This window comes from Coriobacteriia bacterium (assembly GCA_014859305.1).
GTDB lineage: Bacteria > Actinomycetota > Coriobacteriia > Anaerosomatales > Kmv31 > Kmv31.
Genome location: JACUUM010000058.1, coordinates 1 through 11115, shown reverse-complemented (window position 1 = coordinate 11115; position 11115 = coordinate 1). Strand labels below are relative to the sequence as shown.

At 70.5% G+C, this 11115-nt stretch carries 11 protein-coding genes; 5 read left to right on the top strand and 6 right to left on the bottom strand.

From position 1 onward, the window contains the following. Nucleotides 1–280: 280 nt before the first annotated feature. The 5 genes from IBX62_09740 to IBX62_09720 all read left to right on the top strand — a co-directional run bounded on the left by IBX62_09740 (nt 281) and on the right by IBX62_09720 (nt 5079). The gene (locus IBX62_09740; GenBank protein MBE0477366.1) at nt 281–1801 is read left to right on the top strand and encodes a TrkH family potassium uptake protein; all 1521 of its coding nucleotides are present in this window, start codon (nt 281–283) and stop codon (nt 1799–1801) included. Further along, entirely contained in the window at nt 1798–2298 is a 501-nt protein-coding gene (locus IBX62_09735) for a hypothetical protein (protein ID MBE0477365.1), read from the top strand. Before IBX62_09740 ends, IBX62_09735 begins: the two co-directional genes overlap by 4 nt. A 95-nt stretch (nt 2299–2393) precedes the next feature. Next, nucleotides 2394–2861, top strand: a complete 468-nt coding sequence (locus IBX62_09730) for a DUF2892 domain-containing protein (protein MBE0477364.1) — start codon at nt 2394–2396, stop codon at nt 2859–2861. Between the two features lie 39 nt (nt 2862–2900). Beyond that, nucleotides 2901–3935: a hydroxyacid dehydrogenase gene (locus IBX62_09725; GenBank protein MBE0477363.1), complete on the top strand. Its 1035-nt coding sequence runs from the start codon at nt 2901–2903 to the stop codon at nt 3933–3935. Between the two features lie 91 nt (nt 3936–4026). After that, nucleotides 4027–5079, top strand: coding sequence for a type I glyceraldehyde-3-phosphate dehydrogenase (locus IBX62_09720; GenBank protein MBE0477362.1), 1053 nt, complete (start codon nt 4027–4029; stop codon nt 5077–5079). Between the two features lie 11 nt (nt 5080–5090). Here the strand turns inward: IBX62_09720 and IBX62_09715 are convergent, their stop codons facing one another. The 6 genes from IBX62_09715 to IBX62_09690 form a co-directional block, all read right to left on the bottom strand. Further along, nucleotides 5091–5600: a hydrogenase maturation protease gene (locus IBX62_09715; protein MBE0477361.1), complete on the bottom strand. Its 510-nt coding sequence runs from the start codon at nt 5598–5600 to the stop codon at nt 5091–5093. A gap of 4 nt (nt 5601–5604) precedes the next feature. Further along, nucleotides 5605–6237, bottom strand: coding sequence for a cytochrome b/b6 domain-containing protein (locus IBX62_09710; protein MBE0477360.1), 633 nt, complete (start codon nt 6235–6237; stop codon nt 5605–5607). Nucleotides 6238–6315: 78 nt separating this feature from the next. Then, complete coding sequence (locus tag IBX62_09705) at nt 6316–7878, bottom strand: nickel-dependent hydrogenase large subunit (GenBank protein ID MBE0477359.1); 1563 nt, start codon at nt 7876–7878, stop codon at nt 6316–6318. Beyond that, nucleotides 7878–8984 carry a hydrogenase small subunit gene (locus IBX62_09700; GenBank protein MBE0477358.1) on the bottom strand — a complete coding sequence of 369 codons (1107 nt, stop codon included), beginning with the start codon at nt 8982–8984 and terminating at the stop codon, nt 7878–7880. The genes IBX62_09705 and IBX62_09700 overlap by 1 nt, the downstream gene beginning before the upstream one ends. Before the next feature lie 165 nt (nt 8985–9149). Beyond that, nucleotides 9150–10436, bottom strand: coding sequence for a PQQ-dependent sugar dehydrogenase (locus tag IBX62_09695; protein ID MBE0477357.1), 1287 nt, complete (start codon nt 10434–10436; stop codon nt 9150–9152). Nucleotides 10437–10456: 20 nt separating this feature from the next. Next, a partial coding sequence (locus tag IBX62_09690) for a hypothetical protein (protein MBE0477356.1) occupies nt 10457–11115 on the bottom strand: 659 nt, incomplete at its 5' end.

Below are 11115 nucleotides of genomic sequence, written 5' to 3'. Positions count from 1 at the left end.
CCGCGCCCGCGCCGGGCCGCGCTCGTCCCCGCCGCCTCCTAGACCGGCCCCGGGGGTGGTCAGGCCTGCTGCGGCACCGTATCCTGGGTACCGTCGATCCCGTGGTATCGGCCGTCCGGCTCGCCGCCCGAGGGGGGTCCGAGTGCCCGAGGTCCCGCGTTTCCACAGCCCGTTCAGCCACTGGCGCTCGGGTCTGCTCGCCGAGATAGCGGCTTTCGCGGCGTTCCTGCTCGCGCTGGCGGCTCTGGCCGTCGCGGTCGCGACGGCGCTGTAGGCCGTCGTGTGGCTTCGGGTCGACCGGTATGACGCGTCGATAGTCGTCCACTACGTCGGTCTGCTCGTCCTCGGCATGGCCGGGGCGATGCTGCTGCCGCTGCTCACCGCCGTGCTGCTGGGGGAATGGGCGGCCGCGGCGGACTACGTGTTCGGCATCGGTGTCTCGGGGACCTTGGGGACGGGGATGCTCTTCGCTCCCGTGTCGCCCGCGAGACGGGTCACGCACGTGCACGGGCTGCTCATCACCGCCGTCGCGTGGCTGGCGGCGTCGCTGGTCGGCGCCGTTCCGTTGGCGTTCTCCGGCAACTACCCCACGTACCTCGACGCCCTCTTCGACACCCTGTCCGGCTTCACCACCTCCGGCCTGACCGTCGTGGTGGACCTCGACCACATGTCCCTGGCGCACAACATGTGGCGCCATCTCACGCACCTCATCGGCGGCCAGGGGATCGTCGTGGCGGCCCTGTCTTTCGCGATCGGTCTTCGCGGCGGCGCCCTCTCGCTGTACCTCGCCGAGGGGCGCGACGAGCGCATCCTGCCCAACGTGGTGCATACCGTACGCTTCATCTGGTTCGTGACGTTCGTGTACATCACGCTCGGGACCCTCTCGCTCACGGGCGTGAACCTGTGGCTGGGGATGGACGCCGTGCGAGCGTCGTTGCATGCGTTCTGGATATCCGTGGCCGCCTACGACACGGGCGGCTTCGCCCCCCAGTCGATGAACGCGCTGTACTACCACAGCCCCCTGTTCGAGACCGTGACGGTCTTCCTGATGCTGGCCGGGGCGATGAACTTCAGCCTGCACGCCCAGGTGTGGCGCGGCGACCGGCGGGAGATCTGGCGTAACATCGAGACCCGCACGCTCGCGTTCAACGTGCTCGTCCTCTCGTTGCTGGCGACCGCGGGGCTCGCCGCCGCGAGCGTCTTCGACGGTCCGGCCGCGGTCGTGCGGAAGGGCGTGTACCACGTCCTGTCCGCCCACAGCGGCACGGGGCACCAGACGCTCTACGCTGCTCAGTGGACGGAGGGGTACGCCGGTCTCGCGTTCGTCGCCGTGATACTCGCCATGGGCGCGGGCGGCGCGGTCTCCTCCACGGCGGGCGGTATCAAGGCCCTTCGTCTCGGCGTGATCGCGAGGTCCGTCATCCTCGACGTGAAGGAGTCGATAGCCCCGACGACGGCCGTCGTGCGCTCGCGTTACCACCATCTCGCGCAACGCGTGTTGACGCCCCAGCTCACCAGCACCGCCGCCGTGACCTTCATCCTCTACACGACCACCTACGTGGTCGGCGCCCTCATCGGCGGGCTGTACGGTTACCCCGCCCCTCAGGCGCTGTTCGAATCGGTGTCCGCCACCGCCAACGTAGGGTTGTCCACCGGCATCACGACGGCGACGATGCCGGTGGGCCTGAAGGTCCTCTACATGGCGCAGATGTGGGCCGGGCGCCTCGAGTTCGTCGCGGCCATGGCGCTCGTCGCCAACGTGCTCATAGCCGTGCTGCCTCCGTACAGGAGGGCGCTGTGAGGATCCTGCTGACCGCTGCGTTGCTGTTCGCCGCGCTCTGCCGCCCCGCGGTCGCCTGGGCGGTGCCCGAGGTCATGTCGCCGGCCGAGGTCGTCGCCGACAGCCTGCTCCTGGACGGCCGGTCGCTCACCATCGAGGGCGAGGCTATCGGGGAGGCCCTCCGCTCCGACGGCGGGAGGGTGTGGGTCAACGTCCTCGGCGAGGGGACGGCCCTGGGCACGTGGACCACGGCCGAGTCCGCCGGGGGCATCAGCGTCTACGGCGTCTACGGCCGTGTCGGCGACAGGGTGCGGGTGACCGGCCGGTTCAACGCCGCTTGCCCGCGCCACGGCGGCGACATGGACCTCCACACCGACGTCTTCGAGGTCGTCCGACGGGGCGGTGACGTATACATCCCCGTGGCGTGGTGGAGGTTCGGCGTCGGGGCGGCCGGCATCGCGCTCGCCTCCATCCTGGCCTGGGTGTACCGGCGGCGCTCCGAGCGCGTCCCCGAGTAGGGGGCCCGGATCTCTTCGCACCGCACGCGCCTCCCGCCGTCTGGGAATCAACTAGCGTGCGAAGGCGGCGGACGGCCGGAGCGGGGGAGGGGGACATGATGGCGCAGGAGAGCGGCGGGGGCAGGCGGCGTCCGGCTCCCAACGTGTCGGGGCGGGAGAGGATCCTCTCCCTCGTGCTCGGGGGAGGCCTGACCACGTTCGCCCTGACGCGCCGGGGGTGGCCGGCCAGGCTGCTGGCGATCCCGGGGATGCTGCTCCTGGCGCGCGGACGCAGCGGGCGGTCGCTGCTCTACACCGCGCTGGACGTCTCGACGGCGCCGCGGGTCGTGGAGCCCGGCGAGGAGGAGCGGCCCGGAGCGGAAGCCGAGGAGGCGGTCCCGTCGCCTCCCGAGAGCGCACCCGCGGGCGTGGTGGCGCACTCGGAGCCGGGCGAGGAGGCGCCGCGCCCCGAGGTTCCCCGCACGCATAGGCACGCCGAGCCGGACACCGAGCTCGGCGAGCCGGACGTGAGGGTCACGCCGAAGCTGATGCAGGAGCTCTCCGGCTCGCCTCCGCCCCCGTAGCCGGTCCCGCCCCGGAAAGGCGAGAAGGGCGGTCGTCGGATGAGGATCGTTCTGTTCGAGGTCGAGCCGTGGGAGCGCGAGGTGTTCGAGCCGCTGCGGGACGCGGGGCACGACGTCGCGTTCGTCGCCGAGCCGCTCGGCGCCCGCAACGCGGGGCAGTTCGAGGACGCGGAGGTGCTCTCCACGTTCACGTTCTCCACCCTGGACCGCGGCGTCCTGGAGCGATTGCCCCGCCTGCGCCTGATCGCCACCCGCTCCACGGGGTACGACCACATCGCCCTGGACTACTGCGACGAGCGGGGTGTGCTCGTGTCCAACGTGCCGGCGTACGGGTGTGAGACCGTGGCGGAGCATGTCTTCGCGCTCCTGCTCGCGATCAGCCACCGCATCGTCGAGGCGGTGAACCGGACGCGCATGGGCGACTTCTCGCAGCGGGGGCTGCAGGGATTCGACCTCTACGGCAAGACGATGGGCGTGATCGGCACGGGGGACATCGGCCGCTGCACGGTCCGGATCGCCAAGGGCTTCGGCATGGAGGTGCTAGCCTTCGACGTCCGCCGGGACGAGCGGGCGGCCGAGGAGATGGGATTCACGTATGTGGGGCTGGACGAGCTCTACGCGCGCAGCGACGTGATCACGCTGCACGTGCCGGCCATCAAGGCCACCGAGAACATGATCTCGGAAGACGCGTTCGCCAAGATGAAGGACGGTGTGGTGCTCATCAACACCGCCCGGGGCTCGATCGTGGACACCGCGGCGCTCGTCCGGGCGATCGCCGAGAAGAAGGTGGCCGCCGCGGGGCTCGACGTGCTCGCCGAGGAGCCGACCATCCGCGAGGAGGCCGAACTGCTGCGCTCGGTGTACACGCGTGAGGCCGACGTGCACACGCTGCTGGCGAACCAGGTGCTCCTGCACCTGCCCAACGTGCTCGTCACGCCGCACAGCGGCTTCAACACGCGGGAGGCGGTGGAGCGCATCCTGTCCACCACGCGGAACAACATCGAGTCCTTCCTCGCCGGGCGTCCGCTGAACGTGGTGAACGAGCCCGCGGTCTCGGTGTGGGCGTCGCGCTGACCCGATACCTCCTCGGCGTCACAGGGAAGACACCCTTGTGGCCGCCGTAGGCGGCCTACCGTGAAGAGCGTGACGCGAGGGGGGATGCGCCGTGGCGCGCGTAGCGATCAACGGGCTCGGCCGTATCGGCAGGGCCGTGTTCAAGCTGGTCAGGGAGAACCCGGAGCTGGACCTGGTCGCCGTCAACGACCTCGTGCCGCCGGACAACCTCGCGTACCTGCTGCGCAACGACAGCGTCTACGGCCGGTACCCGTTCGAGGTGACGGGCACGTCGGAAGCGCTGCGGATCGACGGCGAGGAGTACCGGGTGTTGGCGGAGCCGGACCCGGCGCAGCTGCCGTGGGAGGACCTCGGGATCGACCTCGTCTTCGAATGCACCGGACGGTTCCCCACCCGCGAGGACCTCGAGAAGCACGTTGCAGCAGCCGGCGCGAGGTGCGTCATCCTGTCCCAGCCTCCCAAGGGCGAGGGCGTACCGGTGGCCGTGCACGGCGTCAACCGGCTGGAGGGCAAGCCCGCCATCCTGTCGACGGCGAGCTGCACGAGCAACGCGATCATCCCTATCGCCGAGATGATGGCTCGGCGCCTCGGCGTCGAGAAGGCCACGATGACGACGGTGCACGCCTACACCGCCGGACAGTCGATCGTGGACGCCCCCAAGCCCAAGGAGTACCGCCGAGGACGGGCCGGAGGGGTCAACCTCGTGCCGGCCTCGACCGGGGCGGCCAAGGCGACGTCGAAGGTGCTGCCCGAATACGAGGGACGTTTCGACGGTATGGCCGTGCGCGCGCCCGTGCCGGTGGGCTCGATCGCCGACCTGGTCTTCGTCACCTCGCGGGAGACCGATGCCGGCGAGGTCAACCGAGTGCTGGGGGAGGAGGCCGGCACGACGCGCTACGACGGGATCGTAGGGGTCTCGACCGACGAGATGGTCTCGAGCGACATCATCGGCGACCCGAGGGCCAGCGTCGTGGACGCGCTGTCCACCCAAGTGGTCGGCGGCGACCTGGTCAAGGTCATGTCCTGGTACGACAACGAATGGGGCTACGGCGCGCAGATGGTGCGCGAGGCGGCCCGGATGTCGCGCGAGGACCTCATACCCGAGCGCGGGTTGGAGCCGGCCGGCGCGGGTGCGTACCGGTAGCCGTTCCGCCGTCAGGATGCCTGGGCGAGCATCGAGCGCACCTCGGCGGCCACGAGCTCGGCGACGTCGGGGACGGCGGACGCCACGCGCGGCGAGAGCGTGTCCGGGGCGGGCCGTACGTCCCCGACCTGAACGCCGAAGACGACCACGCGCGGGTCGGCTCCGAGCAGCCGCGCGTTCGTGAGCGCGTAACCGAGGCCCATCCCGTGCATGTTGTGCGAGCGCGTCCGCGTGACGCCGGCCTCGTCGGGGTCGAAGCGAAAGACCGCGCCGGGGGGCGCACCCGCGTCGAGCGCGTCGACCACCACGACCGCGCTCGAGCCCCGCAGTATCGAGACGAGCGTCTGGTCGGCGTGCGCCTGCACGTGCAGCGCCGCTTCGCGGGGGAGGCGTGACCCGAGCAGGCGTGCCACGGCGGCGGCCACGCCGTCGTCGCACATGAGGGTGTTGCCCAGGCAGACGACGGCGACCGCGGCGGGAGGCCGGTCTCCGCCGGCCTCCCGATCGGTCCTCGGGGCCATACGCCTACTCCCCGGCGCCGCGCATCTCGCGGCCGGTGAACATCATCTTCAGCTCGTCGAGGTGCAGGGCGGACAGGTAGATATGGATCGCGGTCGTGATCAGGAACAGCCACATGATCAGGTAGTGCCACGTCCGCACGTACATCGAGCCGCCGAGCGCGTACGTGAGGGGCAGGAACCACTCCTGCGTGGGCGACCAGATCGCGAACCCGGTGACGGCCTGCGCCGCTATCAGCAGGAGCCAGAAGACGTAGGTGCCCTTCTGCAGGCTGTTGTACTTGTAGACCTGCGGCGCCGTGGGCTGCAGGAAGAGGTAGTACTTGACGGTGCCCCAGAAGGTGCCGCGGTTCTCCCTCTGGTAGCCGAAGTGCCTGTAGTCCCTGACCTTCTCGCGGCGGCCGAGCGGGGCCGAGCCGGGGCCGACGAAAGCCCACCAGACGCGCACCACCGCGGTGACGATGAGGACGAACATGAAGATGAAATGAGTCATCCTCATGGCCCCCATCCCGCCGGGGAAGAACGGCCGGGCGATGTAGAAGCCGGTGAAGGCCAGCACGAAGATGGAGAGCAGGTGCACGAAGTGCATCCAGCGCGCCGGCGCCGGATGCTCCTCTCGGGTCGCGAGCGGGTGCGCCATCTCGTCCACCCCCTACCGGACCCGGAACTCGAGGACCTTGTTGTGCTCCGGTTCAATCACGTGAACCGAGCACGCCATTCAAGGATCGAACGTGTGTATGGTGCGCAGTATCTCGAGCGGGCGCTCGGGGTCCTCCACCGGCACGCCGATGAGCGTCTGCTCCAGCGGGCCGCGGACGTCGTCATCGTCGCGCGGCGAGAGGTTCCAGTTCGTCGGGGGGACGGCGGCGTACGCGCCGATCCGCCCGCCCTCGATGCGCATGTAGTGCGCCAGCGCCCCTCTGGGGGCGGACCAGCCGGCCGCGCCCTCGCCTGAGTCCGGCACGTCCACGGCGTCGTATACCTGCATGTCGCCGTTGCCGTAGTTGTCGAGCAGCTCCTGGGCCCACTGGTAGGCGAAGTCGACGTTGACCTTCTCGCGCAGCACCCGCGCCGCGATACGGCCGAGGTTGCTCATGAGCACCTGAGGCTGCCCCTCGGCCCCGATGTCGGCCAGCGTCTGGTCGACCAGCGAGACCACCTGCTCCCGGCCGCTGCCGTAGGCGACGAGCATGTCGGCCAGCGGTCCGGCCTCCATCGGCAGGTTCCGCTCGCCGTAGCGCGCCGCCGTGCTCCAGTCGTACTTGCCGCTGGGCAGCGTCTCGCCTTCGATCGGCGGGAGCTCGGTGTACTGCGGGTCCTGGCTCGCGTCCAGCGGGTGCCTGCCCTGTCCCGCGTCGTCGGCGTACCAGGAATGCTTGGTGAACATCCGCACCTCGTTCAGGTCGGGCTGCTGCACGTCGGTGATCCGCCGGTCGAGTATCATCCCGCTGGGGAGGACCCGGTTGGCCGGCTCCTGGCTCGCGTCGTCGTACAGCCCCCACGACAGGTAATTGCCGACCCCCTGGCCCTGCTCGGCCAGCTCGATGTAGACGGGGGCCAGGGCCAGCACGTCCGGGACCATCACGTTGTCCACGAAATCCTTCACGCGCTCCATCGCGCCGATGTAGTACTGGATCTCCTCGATCTCCAGGCGCTCCTGCATGCCGCCGGGGATGAAGCTCATCACCATGGGGAAGCGGCCGCCGATCCGGGCCTGGGCGTCGTTGGATATCTGCTGGATCTCGATGGCCTGCAGGTAGTGCGAGACGAGCTCGAGGTTCTGGTCCGGCTCCAACAGGTACCCCGGGTGGTCCCACCAGTGGCCGGCGAACGGCCCGAGCTGTCCCGACTCGACCACCGCGCGGAGTTGCGACTGCAGGTTCTGCAGCGCCGGGGTGGTCGGGCTGGCGTTGAGGGCATCGGGCACGTTCACGTAGTCGAACGCGTTGAGCAGGTAGAACCACAGGATGTGGTCGTATCCGACGTGGGTCGCCTCGAACATGTTGCGTATGATGCGAGCGTTGTCGGGCACGCGCTCGATCCCCATCGCCCGCTCGGTCGCCACGACCGAGGTGTGCGCGTGCGGTGTCGGGCACACGCCGCAGATTCGCTGCGCGAACTGCCAGGCGTCGCGCGGGTCACGGTCCCTCATGATGATCTCGAAGCCGCGGAACTGGGTCGCGTGGTTCCACGCGTCCACGACCTGCCCGTCCTCAACCTGACACGTGACCCGCAAGTGGCCCTCGATGCGGGTGACGGGATCGATGACGACCTTCGGCATCAGAGCTCACCGCCTTCCCTGCGGCCGGGTTCCCCGGCTCGGGTGGTCCGCCTGCTCCGGATCGCGGTTCCTACGCCGTGGGCGGCGAGGCCGGCGGCCGTCGCGATGCCCAACCCTATGCCGATCTGCTCGGCGGTCACGCCGTAGAGCCCAGGCAAGTCACCACCCCTGACCTGGTCGTAGAAGGGTGTCAGCTCGTCCCAGAAGTCGGGCTCGGCGCACCCCTGGCAGGGCGCGTTGTTCACGCACCAGCTGACGTTGCCGTTCCAGAGGTTCCTGCCGCACGGCGCGTAGGTCACCGGGCCCTTGCAGCCGACCTTGTAGAGGCACCAGTCCCTGTCGCCGGTGCTCTCGTCGCCGAACCGCTCCACGAAGCGGCCGGCCTCGAAGTGTCCACGGCGGAAGCAGGTGTCGTGGATCGTCTGACCGTACAGGAAGACGGGCCGGCCGACCGCGTCGAGCTCGGGCAGCTCGCCGTTGACGAGCGCATAGGTCAGCGTGGCGATCAGGTCGTCCCCGTGCCCGGGGCAGCGCGGCAGGTTGACCACGACCGGGTCGGCCACGCCGCCGTCCTCGCGCAGGTAGGCGGCGATGCCCTTGGCGCCGGTGGGGTTCGGCCGCGCCGCCTGTATGTTGCCGTAGGCGGCGCAGCTGCCCATGGCGATCGTCGCGTTGGCCTTCGGGTAGAGTTCGTCGACGACCTCCATGCTGGTCCTGCCGGCGACCGTCATCGCCCCGGGGATCCCGGTGGCGACGCTGCCTTCCACCACCCAGTAGAAGTCCTCGCCCTCGGTCACCTGGCGCAGGACCTCCTCGGCAGCACTGCCTGCGGCGGCCATGACGTTGTCCTGGTAGTCGAGCGATATCTGCTGGAGGATCAGGTTCTGCACGGTGGGTTCGCGGGCCTGGAGCAGCTGGATCGCGCATCCCGTGCACACTTGGAACGACGACCAGACCACCGACGGCCGCCTGGCCGCCGCCTCGAGGGCGGAGGCGACGCGCGCCATCCCCGCCTCTCCCAGGCCCATAACACCGGCGAGCCACGTGCAGTACTTGAGGAAGTCCCTCCGCGTAACGCCGCGGAAGGCCGACATCTCCTCGGACATGGGCACCTCCCCCTCCGAACGGCGGCGAGCCATGGCGCTGCCCCCGCGCTTTCCTGGGGGGGCGCCTCGTAGTCATTCTTTACCAATCCGGAGCTGTTGGAAACAGGAAGCTTCATCGCCCTGGGCTTGGGCTCCGCAGGTCAACGGCCACATCCGCGCTCGTCGCTACCGCGCTTCCAGCCTGAGGACGGTTCCGGCGAGGTCCACCGCGTAGACCTCTCCCTCTTCGTCGGTGCCGAACGAGGCGATCCGCCGGTCGGTCCGGGCGAGCTCGCTGTTCTCGGGGGCGGTGAGAGCGTTGCGCAGGCCCCAGAGGCGTCCGCTGACGAAGTCGGCGTAGAAGTAGATCGCGCGCGACTGGGGCTGGCGGTGGCCTCGGTAGACGACGCCCCCGGTGATCGACCGCCCCAGGTCGTGACCGTACTCGACGACGGGCATGATGAAGCGGTCGGGGTCGTCGGGGGCCTCCCCGCCCGGAGGGAAGGGGTGCGTGCCCTCCAGCAGGTTCCAGCCGTAGTTCGCGCCCGGCGGACCGAGCCCGCGCACCACGTTCACCTCCTCCCACGCGTCCTGTCCGACGTCGGCGACGTACAGGTCGCCGGTCTCGGCGTCGATCGAGAAACGCCACGGGTTGCGCAGGCCGTACGCCCATATCTCCGGCCGGAAGCGCTCGTGGCGGGCGTAGGGGTTGTCGCCCGGGATCTCGTACGCGGCGCCGGCGGGCCCGGGGATGCTGCGGGTCGCGCGCCTGGCGCGCGCCCCCGCGGTCCGCTCGCCGACGTCGATGCGGAGGATCTTGCCGAGCAGGCTCGTGCGGTCCTGCGCGTTGCCCTGCGGGTCTCCGGCGGAACCGCCGTCGCCCGTGCCGATGAGCAGGTACCCGTCCCGGTCGAACAGGAGCATCCCGCCGTTGTGGTTGGGGAAGGGCTGGGCCATCCTCAGGACCACCTCTGCCGAGTCGGGTCGCGCGCCGCCGCCGTCCGGCGCGCGGTAGCGTGCGACGATCGTGTCGCCGTCGGGATCGGTGTAGTTCACGTAGAACGCGTCGGTCCGCCGGCCGAAGTCCAGCGGGAACGCGACGCACAGCAGCCCCTGCTCGGAACCGCCGCTCACCCTGTCAGAGATGTCGAGGAACGGCTCGTCGAGCACCTCGTCGTCGTCGATCACCCGGATGCGGCCGGTCTTCTCGACGACGAACAGCCGTCCGGTCCCGTCCCGCGCGCTGGTGAGGTACAGCGGCTGGTCGAAGCCCTCCCACGCCGGCTCGAGCGCCACCTCGGGCCACGGGCCGCCGACGGGCGGCTCCGCCCCCGGTGTGGCCTCGGCTCCCGGTGTCGTCTCCTCCGTATCGTCCGGGGGGTGCACCGTGGGTTCGCCGTCGCCGCGACCGCAGCCGGACAGGCCGAGCACGGCGGCAAGCAGGACGAGGACCGGCAGGCGGAGGCGGCGCATGCGGGTCCGAGCGCCCACCGTCACTCCTCGGAGAGGAGGTCGACCATGGCGGACAGCGCGGCCGCGGCGAACGGGGGCGCCTCGGAGGCGAGCAGCCGGAAGCCGGAGAGGACCTCCTCGGCGAAGGCGCGGTACTCCGGGCGGCCCGTCGCGGCCGCCAGCTCGAGCGCGTTGCGCGCGAGCACGGAAGCCGCCGAGGGGGACGGCGAGTCCCGGTCGTCGAGCGGTCGTGCCGGCAGCTCCGTGTCATCGGGCGTCGCGTAGACCGCCCCGTCCTCGCGGAACCGCTCGTCCGCGGCGGCCTGCAGCCGCTCCGCCTCCTCCAGGTAGCCGCCGCCGGGCTCCGCCGCGTGCGCGGCGAGGCAGGCCGCCGCCAGGTGCGCGTAGTCCTCGGCGAGGCGCACATGCCCCACCGCCGGGTCGTCGAGCACGTGCACCAGCTCCGGTGCGCCGCCGCGTCGGCCCTCCGTCACGTCCGCCCGCTCGAGCAGCATGCGCACGAGCCCGAGGCCGCGGGCCCTTATCTCCCCGTCGTGAAGGGCGGCACCCGCGCGCAGTGACCCGCGGGCGGCCATGGCGTTCCAGGACACCACGACCTTCTCGTCGCGCTCGGGCTGCGGGCGCTCGCTGCGCGCCTCGTAGACGTGCGCGAGCACGGCGTCGACGTCCGTGGCATCGG

Coding starts and splice junctions, on each gene's coding strand:
- IBX62_09695 (MBE0477357.1), bottom strand. CDS start 10,436: ATGCGCCGCCTCCGCCTGCCGGTCCTCGTCCTGCTTGCCGCCGTGCTC.
- IBX62_09700 (MBE0477358.1), bottom strand. CDS start 8,984: ATGTCCGAGGAGATGTCGGCCTTCCGCGGCGTTACGCGGAGGGACTTC.
- IBX62_09715 (MBE0477361.1), bottom strand. CDS start 5,600: ATGGCCCCGAGGACCGATCGGGAGGCCGGCGGAGACCGGCCTCCCGCC.
- IBX62_09710 (MBE0477360.1), bottom strand. CDS start 6,237: ATGGCGCACCCGCTCGCGACCCGAGAGGAGCATCCGGCGCCGGCGCGC.
- IBX62_09705 (MBE0477359.1), bottom strand. CDS start 7,878: ATGCCGAAGGTCGTCATCGATCCCGTCACCCGCATCGAGGGCCACTTG.
- IBX62_09730 (MBE0477364.1), top strand. CDS start 2,394: ATGATGGCGCAGGAGAGCGGCGGGGGCAGGCGGCGTCCGGCTCCCAAC.
- IBX62_09725 (MBE0477363.1), top strand. CDS start 2,901: ATGAGGATCGTTCTGTTCGAGGTCGAGCCGTGGGAGCGCGAGGTGTTC.